Here is a 15,945-nt window from a genome sequence, read left to right as displayed (position 1 = left end):
ATCTGATATAATTAGAAAAAACAAAAAGGTGGGATTGCTTATGAAAAAGTATATGTTGAAGTTCTTAAAATGCCTAGCGTCTTCCACAATTTCAGGACTGATTATATATATTCTCTCACCGGTGGGGGATATGAATAAACCGTTGGATGCTGAAGAGGTAAAAGTATATGGTAAGAGAGCAAGGATGATTTTAGATTTTGAATTCGGCACATTGATTTTGCTGGTAATTCATGGGGAAGACAATGTTGCTGAATGCGTGTTGGTTTTAGGAAAAATAAATTTATAACAGTTGGTATGAAATAGCAATAAAGGTTTTTGATGAAGCACTTGATATGTTCGTAAGTCATGATTCTTATTATGAACACGATAGTGACTAGACATATAGATATTCAGAATCAATTGATTTTAACCAAGGAGATGTCGGAGGTACGGCATATTTTGAAAGTGAAGTAGATAACAGTGTAGGAACGATAAGGATGCATGGTCATAGAGATAATCCTTTTGATCTAGCTGCACAGATGAGTTTAGCATTATTTGATGACGAGCATGATGAGATTGAACAGTTAACTGCAGGAACAAATCAGTATCTATTTATTTTCCGGAATCAGACGATGAATTTGGTGACTGGCAAGCTCAATATGTTGTAACTGATTCAAAAGATTGGACATGTTATTATGCACAATATTACAATGCTGATTTGTCCAATAAATTAAATGTTTCTTCTATAGAAGATAATATATATTATTTAAATGGAAGAGTATATAGGGTTGGTAATAACGATTCACTTAAATTGGAAGAATCTAATAAAGATAATAAAATTGATATGGGAGATTTATTTTTACAAATTAAATATGATAATGAGGCTGGATTTATTAATAATTTTAGGGATTATAATGATGGAGATAATTTATATTTTGAAGATTCAATACAAAAATTAATATATAGATAAACAACGAATAGTGATTTTTAGATTCAAGCCGTATGCCTGTTTCGTCCATAGCGAAAAGGCAGATATCCTCTGTATTCTCAACAATATCCAAGAGGTCAGCTATTTTTTTTAAACAGTGCCTGTAGTTCAGGGGCTGCCTTTGTTGGCTGATATAATTCCCTTTTATAGGAAAAGCCTAATCTAATAAGCAATTGTCGTATCCATTCAGAAGAATACTCTAAGCCATATTTTTCAGCAATATATTGTTTGAGCATATGGGTATTCCATGTGGCTGCGGTAAACCCTAATTCTCTTGGATTTTTGTTAATAACAGTATCTTTTAGGTCATCAAGCATTTCGTTGTTAAAAGTACTTACACTGCCACCACGAAGATCGGCAGCGACATCTATACCTGATTCATTCCATCTATTAATATATATAGTAACTGACGGTACAGATTTGCCAATTGTTTTTGCGACAACAGATGTATGAATGCCTTGATATCTCATGATAACTGCCCTTATTAATGATTTTGAGTAATCACTCTTAAGTTTTTTCTCAATCTCATTAAGATTTTCAATTGTATATCCATGTAAAGTTTTGACTTCAACACATTTTCTTGCCATATTACATTCTCCTCTCTGATATTAATTGTATCAGATGAGGTAGACATAAGTATACAAGTAAATTTTAACATCCAAGTTGTTTATCTATAAATCAGATTCAATCTTATCTTTGCTCTATAAATAAAAACAAGGGTAAGTTAAAAAACTATGTGCATATATATGTTAAGCTTTTCACTAAGAGGATTTAGCTATTTGCCATTGTAATTTATATAGTAGAGAATGCAGAGCGAGAAGGGAAAAGGCAACGAATCGCTGAAATGACTGATTTCTTGAATGAACAATCTTGCGAGTTGGAGAAATATGATGAGCAATTAGTAAGGCGGCTTATTGAAAGGGTTACGGTGCATGATGACAGAATTGAGGTGGAATTTAAGTCAAGTATTGCAATAGATATAGAAAATTAGATATAAGGCTTGCCGCTGATTTAGGGAAACAGCTCTTGATTGGCGGCTTTTCGTTTTTATAATGCTTATGTCATACAGGAAATTGAAAAAACTTAACGGCAAGTTGCACAAGCTACTATTTTTATAAAATACTGTCTATTGGATAATTTTGGATTCATATAGTCTACGGAGCGTGGATTATATTTTGAGATACATTGTTTTATACTAGAGTCGAGGTGAAAATGATGGATACAAAAAGAAAAAAAGAGCTTTTAGAAGCTTATAAAAACAGACATCCTGAAATGGGAGTAATATCTTACCGTTGTAAAGAAACTGGCGAGGTATTTTTGGGTATTTCCAAAGATACAAAATCAGACTTTAACAGCATTAATATGAAATTGGCAGCCAACTGGCATCCTAATAAACGATTACAGGAACTCTGGAACAAATATGGCTCTGAAGGCTTTGAACTATCAGTTATTAAAGTGTTAAAGTATGATGACCCACGTGAAGATCATACAGCAAAATTAGAAAGTTTGAGAGAACAGTGTATCGCTGCTGATCCAAATGCAAGGAGGATATGGCGATGAATGAAAAAGTTGTTATGGTGTCAAATGGTTATGAGCGTATAGATGGCAGAAATGCTTATCAATCTGACATCAAACGTTTAACGCTAGGTGCGCCTATGCTGGAAGAAAATAAAAAAATGCAGATTGCCGCACAGATTTGGAAAAACGATAAAGATGGTGAATTGATTTTGGCCCAGGAGCTACCCATCCATCAAATATTTGATTTGATGATTTTTTTGTCCAGGACATTGCTTTACTTCAAGGAGGCTTACCGACTCCCCCTTTTATATGACCCGGAAAAACCCACAGTGGAACGAGTTGGAGTACAAGGTGGGGTATTACCAGTAGAAGTGTGTGTAGACAATCAAAATATCAATGAGGACATCAAAGCATTTGCTCAAAGTTTAAATGATTTAGGAGAAATAATTGGAGAACGCAAGCGGGTGCTTAACCGAATTTTAGAAGAATTGGAGTTATATTAATATGAAACAAACCAGTATTTTATCACCTACCAGACAGCTATCAGAAGAGGAGAAGTCCCTTGTCTGGCAAAAACCACCTTCACATATTGAGAGTGAAGCAGAAAAACGTATATATCAAGAAGTAGTAAGAAATTGGAATCGCGGTGAAATGAAAATCAGCACCATTTTGCTGGAGGGGGATGCTGGTTCGGGGAAAACCCAGATTGCCAAAGCTTTATCTGCTGATTTTAACCTGCCTTATACGAAAGTAACCTGTTTTGCAGATATGGATAAATCCGATGTCCTGGGTTCGATTCTTCCGGTGCTGTCAGAAGAAGATGGTCATTCTGATAAGGTTGAATATCGCTATTATCCTTCTGAAATTGTTCGTGCATATGAAAATGGATGGCTCTTGGAGATTCAGGAACCGACAGTGATTCGGGATGCTGCTGTTTTAATGGCGCTAAATTCCGCATTAGAACCAGATGGCAGTCTAAACTTGCCAACTCGTATCGCGCATCGTCACCCTGATTTTATTGCGGTTATCACAACAAACCGCGGTTACAATGGCTTCCGGCCCTTAAATGAAGCTTTGCGAGATCGAGTGCAGCATGCAGAAAAACTAGATTTACCGCCTAAAGAAGTGATGATGGAGCGGGTTAAAGCTAAGACCGGTTATGAATCTGAACCTGTACTATCTCTTTTAGCTGAAACGATTATGGTGCTGGATGAGACAGCCCGCGCCAATGCCATTAAAGGTGTGGCCGGTATGCGTTCCTATATCTTTTGGGTGGATGCCGTTCAAAGTGGTGCCTCAATCCAAAAAAGTTTATATTATAAGGTGTTATACAAAATCACGACCGATCCGCAGGAGCTTGTTATTTTAGAGCAGGCACTGGCTAGTCATGGCTTGACAGAAAAGCTTGAGGAAATGGATCACATATGTCAATCGCAAAAGGACGGAGAAAATTCTGAAGTAATGGAACTTAATATTTCCGAAAACGGAGAATTCTCTGCCAAGACAGATCAAGCTGATAAAAATGCAGTGCATCTGAGAAAATCAGAAGACAGTGAGGGGCATTCTGATACGAGCAGTGATGAAAATACTGATATTTCAAGCAATGATAATGGGGAAAATGGCACTCCATTCTATCATGAGCTCGATAAATCAGATACAACCGAATTACAAAAAAAAGAATTTCGTAAACAGTTGAACAGGGAAGCACGGCAAAGTGTTCAAGGAAGTGTCCATGAAAATATTAAGCTGATTGTCCATCGTCCGGAAGTTACCTACCAGAACAAGGAAGAGTATAACCGTATGATGACAACTTTAATGCCAGTTATTCGGGAATTAATCAGAAAAACAAATCCGCTGTTGGAGCATGAATTATCTGCTGAATTCGCGAAATCGAGGTTGTATGGCACAAAATTTTGCGCGGCTCAGGTTGCTTCTATGGATTTTCGCACATTTGCCCGCAAGCGTCCGCCTGAGGAAGAACCCTCTATTGCGGTTGCTCTCAGGATTGATGAATCAGCTTCGATGTCAGCCTTTGGCCGATTAGAAGCTGCAAAGCAAGCTGCTGTTGCCTTGTATGAATTTTGCACAAGATGCGGTATTCCAATCATGGTCTACGGGGATACAGCAGACCGCTCCAAGCTGGAGCAAATGTCCATCCATGCCTATGTAGACTTTGAAAGCAAAGATGCAGATGAAAAATATGCTCTTATGAACATTCAGGCTCGCAGCAACAATCGGGATGGCATGGCATTGCGCATTATTTCCGATAGATTGCTTAATACGCCCCAAAGAACCAAATTAATAATCAGCATCAGTGACGGGCAGCCTAAAGCTATGCCTGATTATTCAGGTGAAAAGGCAGCGTGTGATATGAAAGATACTTTGCAGGAATTTAGGCGAAAAGGCATACAATTCCTTGCTGCCGCCATTGGGCAGGATAAGGAGGCTATCCGAGAACTTTATGGAGCTGAAAATACATTGGATATAACCGATTTGAGGCAGCTTCCAGCAAGGTTGGTACAAATAATCGCAAGGTTCATGTAGTATTATGATATACTAAAGAGAAATGGAGGTGATGGCATGGACTGTGTGAAAATAGGAAAATTAATTGCCAAACTACGAAAGGAAAAAAACCTTACCCAGAGAAATGTTGCAGATGCACTGGGTATTCAAAATAAAACGGTTTCAAAATGGGAATGTGGTTTAGGCTGTCCTGATCTGTCGTTGTGGCCGGAACTATCCGCTATTTTGGGTGTTGATATGAAACAGATGATGGAGGGTGAAATTACATCAAATAAGCCAGATAGCGGCAATATTGATAAAGTACGTTTTTATGTCTGTCCTTCCTGTGGCAATATTTTGGTGAGCACAGGAAGTGCCTCTATCTTCTGCTGCGGAAGAAAATTAGAACGTATCTTGCCTACTGTTGCAACTATTGCACCAAAAATCACGGTAGAGGAAATAGATACTGATTACTTTGCCACTTTTGACCATCCAATGACCAAAGATCATTATCTTTCTTTTGTGGCCTATGTTAAAAGTGACAGAGTATTTCTAAATCGCTTGTACCCAGAACAAAGTCCAACTTGTAGGTTTCCTATAACCACCGGTGGCAAACTATTTGTTTATTGTATTAAGCATGGCTTATCGGTATATTCAGGTAATCTATAATTAAATCAATATTATCTTCCTGGGATGTATATGTTTGTTGTACTGTCCATGGCTTTTTTTCAATTTTAAACGTTGTTTAAAACGACTTATTGTGTTAAAATATATGCTGATACAAATAAGAGTTTAGGAGGAAACGAAACTATGACAGCCTCAATGCGTTTAAGATAAGCTGGCAATAAAAAAAGCAGAATCTATCCCCGATGATAGGCTTTTTTGTTATGCTTATTTATACGATATTGAGCATTCATTAGTTACAGTGAGATATAAAACATTTAACTATAGCTTTATTTAACTATGTCTTTAATATGAATGTTTCCAAATTGTATGTATGCAGACCAAAAGCCACATTGTGGATTTTGGCCTGCATTTTTTATTGCCTAGAATGCTATTCAAAATAGAAATTCAAGCAAAATAATATGGAGGAGATAATATAAATGGGAAAATACAACAATTGGGAACTTAAGTTTTATACAATATGGGCAGGGCAAGCAGTATCATTAATCACTAGTGCTATCCTGCAAATGGCGATTATTTTTTACCTTACAGAAAAAACAGGATCTGCGATGGTCTTGTCTATGGCTTCACTAGTAGGTTTTTTACCCTATGCGGTCTTTGGACCTGCGATTGGTGTGCTAGTGGATCGTCATGATAGGAAGAAGATAATGATTGGTGCTGATTTAATCATCGCAGCAGCTGGGGCAGTGCTTGCTATTGTTGCATTGTATATGGAGCTACCTGTCTGGATAGTTATGATAGTATTGTTTATCCGTAGCATTGGAACAGCTTTTCATACCCCAGCACTCAATGCGGTTACGCCACTTTTAGTACCAGAAGAACAGCTGACGAAATGCGCAGGCTATAGTCAGTCTTTGCAGTCTATAAGCTATATTGTTAGTCCAGCAGTTGCAGCATTCCTATACTCCGTTTGGAATTTAAATGCTATTATTGCCATCGATGTATTGGGTGCTGTGATTGCATCTATTACGGTAGCACTTGTACGTATTCCTAAGCTGGGTGATCAAGTGCAAAGTTTGGAACCAAATTTCATAGGAGAAATGAAAGAAGGAATGGCTGTACTACGGCAAAATAAAGGATTATTTGCTTTATTACTCGTTGGAACATTATATATGTTTGTTTATATGCCCATAAATGCATTATATCCTTTAATCACTATGGAATATTTTAATGGTACACCGATGCATATTTCTATTACGGAGATTGCTTATGCCTCTGGTATGTTGATAGGGGGTCTATTATTAGGGTTATTTGGGAATTACCAAAAGCGAATCTTATTAATAATGGCATCAATTTTTATGATGGGGATAAGCTTAACCATTTCAGGATTACTTCCTCAAAGTGGATTTTTCATATTTGTAGTCTGCTGTGCAATAATGGGGCTTTCGGTTCCGTTTTACAGCGGTGTGCAAACAGCTCTTTTTCAGGAGAAAATTAAGCCTGAATATTTAGGACGTGTATTTTCTTTAACTGGAAGTATCATGTCTCTTGCTATGCCAATTGGGTTAATTCTTTCTGGATTCTTTGCTGATAAAATCGGTGTAAATCATTGGTTTTTACTATCAGGTATTTTAATTATTTGCATTGCAATAGTTTGCCCAATGATAACTGAGATTAGAAAATTAGATGCAAAATAAAATAAAGGGTGTGTTCGTATGATAGATAATATTATTCAATCAGTGACAGAAAAATTATCCTCTTTGCCTTATATAGAAGGCATCGTATTAGGGGGTTCCCGTGCAAGAGGTACCCATACAGAGGATTCTGATATAGATATAGGAATCTATTACAATTCAGAATCATTTGACCTGACAGCGATTAATCAAATTGCTACAGAATTGGATGATGAGAATAGAATCGACCTTGTTGTACCTCCCGGAGCGTGGGGTGATTGGATTAATGGTGGCGGATGGTTAGTTATAAACGGGTATCATGTTGACTTGATTTTACGTGATATAAAACGGGTGGAACAAATAATCAAAGATACGGAGCAAGGAAGTGTTACTGCCAATTATCAGACTGGGCATCCACATGGTTATATAAGTGCTATGTATCGTGGAGAATTGGCGATCAGCAAGATACAATATGCTAATGATGAAAACTTTTATGAGTTTAAAAAGCAAGCAGAACGTTATCCAACCGCTTTGCAGAAGGGATTAACTGAATTTTTTATGTTTGAGGCAGGTTTCTCTTTAATGTTTGCTGAGAACAATATTGATAAAGACGATGTATCCTATGTTTGCGGACATTGCTTTCGAAGCATATCTTCCCTTAATCAAGTCTTGTTTGCAATAAATAAAGAATACTGTATAAATGAAAAAAAGGCTGTTAAGATGATTGAAGATTTTAAGATCAAGCCAAGCGATTACAAGGAAAGGGTCGATAAGGTTATTTCCTTAATATCAACTGATGTAGATTGTACAAGAAAAGGAATAGAGATTCTTCAAAGACTAGTAAATGAGGTTGAATACCTGAAAGGAGTCCATATTCAATGACGGGGCCAGATAAGAAAAAGCTTTATCCGAATGAAAATATAAAGACGGTTTGCTATATAAGCAATCTACCTAAAAGACCAAATGTTGAGATTGGTGAGTACACTTATTACAGCGACAATAATAAATCTCCTGAAAAATTTTATGATAATATAGAGCATCATTACGAATTTCTAGGGGATAAACTAATAATAGGCAAGTTCTGTGCAATTGCAGAGGATATTAAGTTTATTATGAATGGTGCAAATCACAGAATGGATGGGATTACGACCTATCCCTTTAATATCTTTGGCTGTGGATGGGAAAAAGTAACTCCTGCAATTGAACAACTTCCTTTTAAGGGTGACACAGTGATTGGTAACGATGTCTGGATAGGTCAAAATGCAACTATTATTCCAGGCATTATAATTGGTGATGGTGCGATTATTGCCGCTAATTCAACAGTAGTGAAAAGTGTTGAGCCATATACAATATATGGTGGAAATCCAGCTAAGTTTATCAAAAAACGTTTTAGTGACGAAAAGATTGAATTCTTGCTAAAGCTTCAATGGTGGAACTGGAGCGAAGAGGAAATATTTAATAATCTTGAAGAGCTAACATCCGAAGCAGGGTTAGAGCAATTAATGAATAAAAAGAGGTAACTATGATAATCCGAAAATATAAACCAAGTGACTGTGCTTTTATGGCAAAACTGTTTTATGATACTGTGCATACAATCAATTCCAAGGATTATACAAATGAGCAGTTGAACGCATGGGCAACGGGAAATGTTGATTTGGAAGTTTGGAATAGTTCTTTTATAGCGCATAATACATTGGTAGCAGTAATAAATGGAGGAATCGTAGGATTTGCGGACATGGATTATACCGGCTACCTGGACAAACTTTATGTTCATAAGGATTTTCAGCGTAGGGGTATTGCTACAGCTCTGGTAAAAGAATTAGAACGCTGCGCACGAAAAGTGGGTTTATTTAACTTTAAAACGCATGCATCAATTACCGCCAAGCCCTTTTTTGAAAAACAAGGTTATACAGTTGAAGCAGAAAATAAAGTTATCCGAAACGGTATTGCATTGGTGAATTATAAAATGGTTAAAAACTATTAATCTCTAGGCTTCACAAAGGTGCCAGGTATCTAATAAAAGAACTTAATGTCGATGAATAAGAAGAAAGAAATTCTAAAGTTCGGTGCCTGGCACTATTGACAGTATTAGTGAGGTTTAAATTAAATGTTTGACTTTCTAATTATTTATATATATATTAGTAAGTGAATAATTACTTACTAAAGGAGTATGCAAAATGCGCCCAATTAAATACAGTGATGAACAAATCTTTTTAGGATTTTATACCGCAATTGCTAAGCATGGTTATTCAAAATTGTCATTAGAAAAAATTGCAAAAGAAGCCAATGTCTCAACAGCAATTTTGTCAAAGCGGTTTGGTTCAAAAAAAGGCTTAATACTTAGTTTTTTTCGGTATGCATTAGAAAAAACAAGATTAGTAGTTGAAAAGAACCAGTTAAAAGAGCCCAATATAAATACGTTGCGAAATTTTCTGACATATTGGTCTGCAGAAAATGGCGATGCTACTTCCTTAATAATTATGATAGCTATTTATTTAGAAGGTGTACAGGATCAAGAATTGCATGCTATTTCGCAGGAAAGAAATTTACTAATTGATAACGAAGTACAGAGGATACTTCAAGCTATATAAATTTTATTAACAAATAGCTGTAAATACTGCTTAAAAATCTCCAAAATGAGTATACTAAAGAAAATACAGTTTTGGAGATGATATCATGAGAAAAAAACTTGAGGTTAATCCTAAATATGCTTCATATGATATGTTGAAGCAATTATATCAAACTGAAAAAGATGTAAGGCTTAAAATCAGGTTACTTGCAATTTTACACTTCTTTGAAGGATATACCAGCCTTGAAGTAGCTAAGTTGTTACATCAATCTGATTCTACAGTCAGAAGATATCTTCATAGATATAATAAAGCCGGATTGGCGGGCCTGAAAGACATACCCCATCCGCCTAAAAAAAACATACTAACTAATGATGAATTGAAAGAAATTGATAAAGCATTATCATCAAGCCCAAGAAATGCGGGTTTAAATTTTAGTAACTGGACGGGGCAGCTTATTGTTTCATTTGTTAAAAACAAATTTAATAAAACTATAGCCCTTGGAACTGCCTACAACATTCTTCACCGGTTAAACTACTCCAAGACTCGTCCAAAGAAAACAGATAAAAGAGTAAATAAAGAAACCTTAGAAAATTTTCGGAGTGAACTTAACGGCTTACTTGAATCTAAAGATGAAGATACCGTAATTGTATACGAAGATGAAGCAATAATTACATCTGAACCTACAATTTCTTCGGTTTGGTCTAAAAAAGGTACTCAAACAGTAGTTAAAACAAATACCAGCGGCTCAAGAAAAAGAAACGTAATATTTGGGGCAGTAAATCCTGAAACCGGCGAATTATCACAGCAATTTAGTGATAAGGGAAATACTGAAAACTTCAAGTCTTTTTTAAAATAAGGTATCTAAAAATTACAGCGGTAAAAAAGTAATAATAATTGCAGATAACGTAAAATATCATCACTTTAAAGGTATAAACGAATACTTGAAAGAATTAAAGAATATAGAGTTTCTATACTTGCCTTCATATTGCTCGGAACTTAATGCAATAGAACACTTGTGGAAAAACATACGTGCTGCTGTTACACACAATACACTTTTTGATCAATTTACAGAATTATTAAACGAAGTTCAATCTTATCTTTGTTCTATAAATAAAAACAAGAGTAAGTTAAAAAAACTATGTGCATATATATGTTAAGCCTTTCACTAAGAGGATTTAGCCATTTGTCATTGTGATTTATATAGTATGGACAAAGGGGAGATTGCGAAAATGAATGTGAAAGATACATCCTATTTATTGCAAGCCTCCGTTCTAGGAGTAGTGATGCTCTGGCTTCACAAACAAGATCAATCGTTAAAGAAACTTACTGAACTGTGTATTGATCAGATTATCGGGATAAATCATGGAGAGGAAGGAGCCAAAGAAGATGCAAGGTAATTCAAAAATAAATACGATAAGTTTAAACATAAATAATATCAACGTTCAATGCTATACAGCTGGTGATACAGGCCCGCCTGTTATTCTTTTACATGGTGCAGGCGTAGATTCCGCACGTATTTCATGGGGCGAAATAATAGAGCCTTTATCTGAAACAAATCGTGTATTTGCCCCGGACTTACCTGGGTATGGAAAGAGTGACAAACCTGATATAGAATATTCCCTTTCATTTTATGTGGAATTTTTGAAACAATTCATGCAAACCCTGAATTTTGATCAAGCTAGTTTGATTGGTTTGTCGCTTGGCGGAGGAATATCTCTCAAGTTTGCGTTGGAATATCCAACACGAGTAGAAAAATTAATATTAGTAGACGCGTGGGGAATTTTTAACAAACTGCCATATCACCGTCTATCCTATTGGTATACCAAAACCTTCTTCAATGAACTATCTTATAAATTATCTAGTAAAAGCAGGGCGTTTGTGAAATGGACATTGTTAAATAGCTTGTTTGGAGATCCAAACAAGTTATCAGAAGAACTTGTAGATGAAGTACAGGAGGTTCTAAAGGCTCCCGATGCGGGTAAAGCATTTATTTCATTTCAGAGAAGTGAAATTACAAGGACAGGTCTTCGTACGAATTTAGCGGGCAGATTGTCTGAAATAAAAAATTCTACATTAATAGTACATGGTACAAACGATTCAAGTGTCCCAGTTAAATATGCGAAACAAGCACATGATAGTATACAAGGATCGGAAATTTATTTGATGGAAGGATGCAAACATTGGCCTCAAAAAGAGAGACCAGAAGAATTTTCCAAGGTTATAAAAAGCTTTTTATCGAAAGACTATTCTTGATTCTTTTAATACTCAATATTCTTACGGAAATGTGTTTTATTAAACAACGATAATTGGTGGTAATAAGTGACGAAAAGATTGAATTCCTGCTAAAGCTTCAATGGTGGAACTGGAGCGAAGAGGAAATATTCAATAATCTTGAAATGCTAACATCCGAAGCAGGGTTAGAGCAATTAATGAATAAATAAATGTAAACCAATTAACTCAAGGAGATATTTAAAGATGAATATAATAATAAGACAGGAAACGGAAAAAGATTATAAACTTTCGGAAACAGTGGTAGAAAAAGCGTTTAAGAATGCTGAGCATACCGATCATAAAGAGCATTTACTAGTCGCTAAATTAAGAAAAGGCGGTGCTTTTATACCAGAACTCTCACTTGTTGCAGAGCTTGATGGGGAAATTGTAGGGCATATAATGCTTACAAAGTTACTCATAGAAAATGAGGGAAGTAAATATGACTCATTGGCATTAGCACCAGTTTCTGTAGTACCTGAACATCAGAATAAAGGTATAGGTAGTGCATTAATCAGTGAAAGTTTAAAGATTGCAAAAGAAATAGGTTTCAAATCAGTAATTGTTCTCGGACATGATAAATATTACCCACGATTTGGATTTAAACCCGCAAGTACATGGGGGATTAAAGCCCCATTCGATGTGCCAGACGAGTTTTTTATGGCACTAGAACTTGGAGATGGAGCCCTTGAAGACATTTCAGGAACTGTGGTTTATAGTAAAGAGTTTTCTGAATAGGAATATCGATATGTTCCCGTCTACCGATAGCACCAAAAACGGAGTGGATATGTTCCCGAGAACGGACACACTCAAATGACATTCATTCTGTCCTCTCGAGCCATGTGGAGACAGTTGTCTTGATGTCTAGAAAGTAAAGCTCGGAAAGCCTTGAAAATACTGGGTTTCATAAAATGAAAGTAAATCTGTCCACTCAACCTAAGCCCTCGATATGTGTTCATGGAAACATATCGAGGATGTTTTTTTGTGGTAAAATAAGTCTGAAATTAGGTAGGGTTGAGGAGACAGAATAGATAAATTCGTAGGGTTGAGAAGATGGGATGGATGTAACAAAATATAAGAAGTTCTTTAGCAATTAAGTAAAATTCTTCATAAAGTAGGAGAATTCGTAGAAAAAACTCTATGATAACTCCTACTTTTTTATTGACATGAAATGATTACTTAAGTATAATTAGTTATACAAGTATAACACGTATGACTTAACATACCCTTTAAGAAAGGAGATATATTATATGAAAAATAACAATAAGGAAAAACGAGAAAATGACAAACAAGATAAGTATATGGGTTCTGTAAAGGTAGGGGCTAAGGGACAGATAGTGATTCCAAAAGAGGCACGGGAGATGTTTAATATAGAACCAGGTGATACACTTCTTTTACTCGCAGATGTAGAAAGAGGAATAGCTATTCAGAGACTTGATTACTTTGATAAAATGGCTGATGAAATATTTAGCGGTAAATATAAGCCTGATAGAAATGAAAATAACGAAAATAATGAACATTTGACTGAATTTGCAAAAGGAATAAAAAATGTTAGTAAGATGGAGGATGAAGGTAAATGATTGCGATAAGAACCATAGACCTTGAAAAAAAGTACAAAGAAAAAGTAGCATTAAACAAGCTTAATTTATCTATTAAAGAAGGAGAATTATTTTCATTGCTAGGTACAAATGGAGCCGGAAAAACAACAACAATTAAAATGCTTTCATGTTTGTGTAGCCCAACAAGTGGTGATGCAATACTACTTGGAGATAGCATAGTTAAAAATCCCTTTGCTGTAAAAGAAAAAATAGCTGTGTCTCCGCAAGAAACAGCAGTTGCACCAAATTTAACAGTTAAGGAGAATTTACAATTGATTTCTGAAGTTTACGGCAATAACAAAAAAGATGCTATAAGAAAAGCTGATGAGATAATTGAAAGTTTTGGACTTGCGGAAATAGCAAAAAGTAAAGCGAAGACATTATCAGGAGGTTGGCAGAGAAGGCTAAGCATTGCAATGTCTCTTATTTCTAACCCGAAGATTTTATTTCTTGATGAACCTACCCTTGGTCTTGATGTCATCGCCAGACGTGAACTTTGGACTATGGTAAAAGAATTAAAAGGTAAAATTACTATTATTCTCACAACACATTATTTGGAAGAAGCTGAAGCTCTATCAGATAGGATTGGTATTATGACAAAAGGCAAACTAAAAGCAGTCGGTACAGCTAGGGAACTTATGGAATGTGCAAATGCACAAAATTTTGAAGATGCATTTATTGCTCTTTCTACAGATGGAGGTGTATCTATATGAAAACATTAGCGTTTGCTTCACGAAATGCTAAGGAAATTTTAAGGGATCCTTTAAACTTAGCTTTCGGTATAGGATTTCCATTGGCTATATTGTTTTTACTTTCTATTATTCAGTCTAATGTCCCAGTAAGTTTATTTGAAATCGAAAATCTTGTGCCAGGAATTGCTGTTTTTGGATTTTCATTTATATCAACATTTTCTGGAATGCTTATTGCAAAAGATAGAAGTACATCATTTTTAATGAGATTATTCTCATCTCCACTTACTGGAGCTAATTTTATACTTGGTTATTCACTTCCACTTTTGCCATTTGCAATAGTGCAGAGTGCTATTTGTTTTATTGCAGCATTTTTCCTTGGACTTAAAATTAGCGTTAATGTATTGATTGTATTTATTGTACTCATTCCAACATCCATTCTTTTTATAGGAATTGGGTTATTGGCAGGAAGTTTACTTACAGATAAACAAGTTGGGGGAGTTTGTGGTGCTTTACTTACAAATCTTGCCGCATGGCTATCTGGAACATGGTTCGATTTAAATTTAGTCGGTGGAACTTTTAAACAGGTTGCTTATGCACTCCCCTTTGTTCATGCAGTTGATGCTGGTAAATCGGCACTTGCAGGTAACTATAGTGGAATGTTTCCACATCTTTGGTGGGTAATAGGATATGCAACTGTAATTTTTATTTTAGCAGTATTGATATTTAGTAAAAGAATGAACAGTGATGCAGATTAAATTATATTTAATTAAACTGAATTTTGTTAAAATTATTATACTCTGTGTTTGTAGTTATAGTCATGATGTATCATCTTTTTATAAAGAATGTAATAGATATGTTCCTTTATACCTCAGTTTTTCAAAAGACAGCTGAAATCACAGGGATATGTTTCTACGAACATAAGCTTTAAAAGTCCACTAAGGACATCACTATTAAACTCTCAATCCAAGATGGCTTGGGAAACTGATGGATAAGGTAAGAAATTTCAGTTTGCTGCTGTTAATATGTTGCCCACAACGCAAATATCGTGAATATGTTTCCATAAATAAGTTTTCCGTGGATATGTTCCCGTGAACGGCGGTTTTTCAAAAATCAGCCAAAAACCCATTGGCATGTTCCCGTAAACGTAAGGTTAAAAAAAGCAGCCCAAGACATCAATTCCATCAACTCCACCCATGTGGAGACGTGCGTACTTTTGGCCCACAAAAACCCACAAACATCTCCAAAACCGTCAGTAATATAAAATAATTTGTGCTTTTGTGAAAATAAATGCTCTTTTCTGGCAAGAATAAAAATAATATGAAAACCGGAAAGGAGCATTTTTATGTCAGCACTACCAAAAAAAGTATTAAGGGAAATGATAGCAGAAGGAAATCTAAAAGTAGCGGGGGATCTTCATTTTAGTATCTTTCCTTTCGATTATCAGAAATGAATTTAAGAAAATAAATTCTTATAAAAGATTATTTTAAATTGTTGCATTTTTTTGTTTATTGTGATATCCTTTATAATAGATTA

20 protein-coding genes and 1 pseudogene are annotated in these 15,945 nt (G+C 35.5%); 20 read left to right on the top strand and 1 reads right to left on the bottom strand.

Translation table 11 applies throughout. The features are described from left to right. Window positions 1-40 precede the first annotated feature (40 nt). A complete protein-coding gene (locus EQM13_RS15935; RefSeq protein ID WP_128753193.1) occupies window positions 41-286 on the top strand; it encodes an accessory gene regulator B family protein in 246 nt (81 codons plus the stop codon). A gap of 411 nt (window positions 287-697) precedes the next feature. Beyond that, window positions 698-949, top strand: a complete 252-nt coding sequence (locus EQM13_RS15930) for a hypothetical protein (protein ID WP_128753192.1) — start codon at window positions 698-700, stop codon at window positions 947-949. Between the two features lie 95 nt (window positions 950-1,044). On the opposite strand, the gene EQM13_RS15925 is transcribed toward EQM13_RS15930, so the two are convergent. Further along, a complete protein-coding gene (locus EQM13_RS15925) occupies window positions 1,045-1,554 on the bottom strand; it encodes a helix-turn-helix domain-containing protein (RefSeq protein ID WP_128753191.1) in 510 nt (169 codons plus the stop codon). A gap of 257 nt (window positions 1,555-1,811) precedes the next feature. On the opposite strand from EQM13_RS15925, the gene EQM13_RS15920 reads away from it, so the two are divergent. The 18 genes and pseudogenes from EQM13_RS15920 (at window position 1,812) to EQM13_RS15835 (ending at window position 15,167) form a co-directional block, all read left to right on the top strand. Continuing rightward, the gene (locus EQM13_RS15920) at window positions 1,812-1,958 is read left to right on the top strand and encodes an integrase (protein ID WP_206172729.1); all 147 of its coding nucleotides are present in this window, start codon (window positions 1,812-1,814) and stop codon (window positions 1,956-1,958) included. A 224-nt stretch (window positions 1,959-2,182) separates the two neighbouring features. Beyond that, window positions 2,183-2,527 carry a GIY-YIG nuclease family protein gene (locus tag EQM13_RS15915; protein WP_206172728.1) on the top strand — a complete coding sequence of 115 codons (345 nt, stop codon included), beginning with the start codon at window positions 2,183-2,185 and terminating at the stop codon, window positions 2,525-2,527. Beyond that, on the top strand, window positions 2,524-2,988 hold the full coding sequence (locus EQM13_RS15910; protein WP_206172727.1) for a DUF6530 family protein: 465 nt from the start codon (window positions 2,524-2,526) through the stop codon (window positions 2,986-2,988). The genes EQM13_RS15915 and EQM13_RS15910 overlap by 4 nt, the downstream gene beginning before the upstream one ends. Window position 2,989: 1 nt before the next feature. Beyond that, window positions 2,990-5,029 carry an AAA family ATPase gene (locus tag EQM13_RS15905; protein WP_128753188.1) on the top strand — a complete coding sequence of 680 codons (2,040 nt, stop codon included), beginning with the start codon at window positions 2,990-2,992 and terminating at the stop codon, window positions 5,027-5,029. A 36-nt stretch (window positions 5,030-5,065) separates the two neighbouring features. Beyond that, window positions 5,066-5,656: a helix-turn-helix domain-containing protein gene (locus tag EQM13_RS15900; protein WP_128753187.1), complete on the top strand. Its 591-nt coding sequence runs from the start codon at window positions 5,066-5,068 to the stop codon at window positions 5,654-5,656. Window positions 5,657-6,090: 434 nt separating this feature from the next. Then, entirely contained in the window at window positions 6,091-7,308 is a 1,218-nt protein-coding gene (mef(A), locus tag EQM13_RS15895) for a macrolide efflux MFS transporter Mef(A) (protein ID WP_128753186.1), read from the top strand. 18 nt (window positions 7,309-7,326) lie between these two features. After that, window positions 7,327-8,166, top strand: coding sequence for a nucleotidyltransferase domain-containing protein (locus EQM13_RS15890; protein WP_024040688.1), 840 nt, complete (start codon window positions 7,327-7,329; stop codon window positions 8,164-8,166). Then, window positions 8,163-8,804, top strand: a complete 642-nt coding sequence (locus tag EQM13_RS15885) for a Vat family streptogramin A O-acetyltransferase (protein ID WP_128753185.1) — start codon at window positions 8,163-8,165, stop codon at window positions 8,802-8,804. Before EQM13_RS15890 ends, EQM13_RS15885 begins: the two co-directional genes overlap by 4 nt. 2 nt (window positions 8,805-8,806) lie before the next feature. After that, window positions 8,807-9,268 carry a GNAT family N-acetyltransferase gene (locus EQM13_RS15880; RefSeq protein WP_128753184.1) on the top strand — a complete coding sequence of 154 codons (462 nt, stop codon included), beginning with the start codon at window positions 8,807-8,809 and terminating at the stop codon, window positions 9,266-9,268. Between the two features lie 193 nt (window positions 9,269-9,461). After that, window positions 9,462-9,875: a TetR/AcrR family transcriptional regulator gene (locus EQM13_RS15875; protein WP_128753183.1), complete on the top strand. Its 414-nt coding sequence runs from the start codon at window positions 9,462-9,464 to the stop codon at window positions 9,873-9,875. Between the two features lie 85 nt (window positions 9,876-9,960). Continuing rightward, window positions 9,961-10,710, top strand: a complete 750-nt coding sequence (locus tag EQM13_RS15870; protein ID WP_128751761.1) for an IS630 family transposase — start codon at window positions 9,961-9,963, stop codon at window positions 10,708-10,710. 19 nt (window positions 10,711-10,729) lie between these two features. Then, a pseudogene (locus EQM13_RS19070) lies at window positions 10,730-11,011 on the top strand (transposase); the annotation flags it as partial. Window positions 11,012-11,083: 72 nt separating this feature from the next. Beyond that, window positions 11,084-11,251, top strand: a complete 168-nt coding sequence (locus EQM13_RS18325; RefSeq protein ID WP_161567287.1) for a hypothetical protein — start codon at window positions 11,084-11,086, stop codon at window positions 11,249-11,251. Beyond that, window positions 11,241-12,107 (top strand): alpha/beta fold hydrolase, encoded by an 867-nt coding sequence (locus EQM13_RS15860; protein ID WP_128753182.1) that lies wholly within the window; start codon window positions 11,241-11,243, stop codon window positions 12,105-12,107. Before EQM13_RS18325 ends, EQM13_RS15860 begins: the two co-directional genes overlap by 11 nt. 222 nt (window positions 12,108-12,329) lie before the next feature. Then, window positions 12,330-12,860, top strand: a complete 531-nt coding sequence (locus EQM13_RS15850) for a GNAT family N-acetyltransferase (RefSeq protein WP_128753181.1) — start codon at window positions 12,330-12,332, stop codon at window positions 12,858-12,860. A gap of 512 nt (window positions 12,861-13,372) precedes the next feature. Beyond that, the gene (locus EQM13_RS15845; RefSeq protein ID WP_128753180.1) at window positions 13,373-13,702 is read left to right on the top strand and encodes an AbrB/MazE/SpoVT family DNA-binding domain-containing protein; all 330 of its coding nucleotides are present in this window, start codon (window positions 13,373-13,375) and stop codon (window positions 13,700-13,702) included. Further along, a complete protein-coding gene (locus EQM13_RS15840) occupies window positions 13,699-14,433 on the top strand; it encodes an ABC transporter ATP-binding protein (RefSeq protein ID WP_128753179.1) in 735 nt (244 codons plus the stop codon). Before EQM13_RS15845 ends, EQM13_RS15840 begins: the two co-directional genes overlap by 4 nt. Further along, window positions 14,430-15,167: an ABC transporter permease gene (locus EQM13_RS15835; protein WP_102399019.1), complete on the top strand. Its 738-nt coding sequence runs from the start codon at window positions 14,430-14,432 to the stop codon at window positions 15,165-15,167. Before EQM13_RS15840 ends, EQM13_RS15835 begins: the two co-directional genes overlap by 4 nt. Window positions 15,168-15,945: the final 778 nt, after the last annotated feature.

The sequence above is a fragment of the Acidilutibacter cellobiosedens genome, assembly GCF_004103715.1.
GTDB classification, from domain to species: domain Bacteria; phylum Bacillota; class Clostridia; order Tissierellales; family Acidilutibacteraceae; genus Acidilutibacter; species Acidilutibacter cellobiosedens.
Note: the sequence above shows the minus strand (reverse complement) of the source record. Positions and strands in the feature narration are given on the sequence as shown.

What these genes read in the sequence shown, in the direction of transcription:
- EQM13_RS15925 (WP_128753191.1), bottom strand. Translation starts at nt 1,554, where the DNA reads ATGGCAAGAAAATGTGTTGAAGTCAAAACTTTACATGGATATACAATT.
- EQM13_RS15835 (WP_102399019.1), top strand. Translation starts at nt 14,430, where the DNA reads ATGAAAACATTAGCGTTTGCTTCACGAAATGCTAAGGAAATTTTAAGG.
- EQM13_RS15885 (WP_128753185.1), top strand. Translation starts at nt 8,163, where the DNA reads ATGACGGGGCCAGATAAGAAAAAGCTTTATCCGAATGAAAATATAAAG.
- EQM13_RS15900 (WP_128753187.1), top strand. Translation starts at nt 5,066, where the DNA reads ATGGACTGTGTGAAAATAGGAAAATTAATTGCCAAACTACGAAAGGAA.
- EQM13_RS15850 (WP_128753181.1), top strand. Translation starts at nt 12,330, where the DNA reads ATGAATATAATAATAAGACAGGAAACGGAAAAAGATTATAAACTTTCG.
- EQM13_RS15860 (WP_128753182.1), top strand. Translation starts at nt 11,241, where the DNA reads ATGCAAGGTAATTCAAAAATAAATACGATAAGTTTAAACATAAATAAT.
- EQM13_RS15875 (WP_128753183.1), top strand. Translation starts at nt 9,462, where the DNA reads ATGCGCCCAATTAAATACAGTGATGAACAAATCTTTTTAGGATTTTAT.
- EQM13_RS15870 (WP_128751761.1), top strand. Translation starts at nt 9,961, where the DNA reads ATGAGAAAAAAACTTGAGGTTAATCCTAAATATGCTTCATATGATATG.
- EQM13_RS15910 (WP_206172727.1), top strand. Translation starts at nt 2,524, where the DNA reads ATGAATGAAAAAGTTGTTATGGTGTCAAATGGTTATGAGCGTATAGAT.
- EQM13_RS18325 (WP_161567287.1), top strand. Translation starts at nt 11,084, where the DNA reads ATGAATGTGAAAGATACATCCTATTTATTGCAAGCCTCCGTTCTAGGA.
- EQM13_RS15915 (WP_206172728.1), top strand. Translation starts at nt 2,183, where the DNA reads ATGGATACAAAAAGAAAAAAAGAGCTTTTAGAAGCTTATAAAAACAGA.
- EQM13_RS15880 (WP_128753184.1), top strand. Translation starts at nt 8,807, where the DNA reads ATGATAATCCGAAAATATAAACCAAGTGACTGTGCTTTTATGGCAAAA.
- EQM13_RS15845 (WP_128753180.1), top strand. Translation starts at nt 13,373, where the DNA reads ATGAAAAATAACAATAAGGAAAAACGAGAAAATGACAAACAAGATAAG.
- EQM13_RS15935 (WP_128753193.1), top strand. Translation starts at nt 41, where the DNA reads ATGAAAAAGTATATGTTGAAGTTCTTAAAATGCCTAGCGTCTTCCACA.
- EQM13_RS15905 (WP_128753188.1), top strand. Translation starts at nt 2,990, where the DNA reads ATGAAACAAACCAGTATTTTATCACCTACCAGACAGCTATCAGAAGAG.
- EQM13_RS15840 (WP_128753179.1), top strand. Translation starts at nt 13,699, where the DNA reads ATGATTGCGATAAGAACCATAGACCTTGAAAAAAAGTACAAAGAAAAA.
- EQM13_RS15920 (WP_206172729.1), top strand. Translation starts at nt 1,812, where the DNA reads ATGACTGATTTCTTGAATGAACAATCTTGCGAGTTGGAGAAATATGAT.
- EQM13_RS15890 (WP_024040688.1), top strand. Translation starts at nt 7,327, where the DNA reads ATGATAGATAATATTATTCAATCAGTGACAGAAAAATTATCCTCTTTG.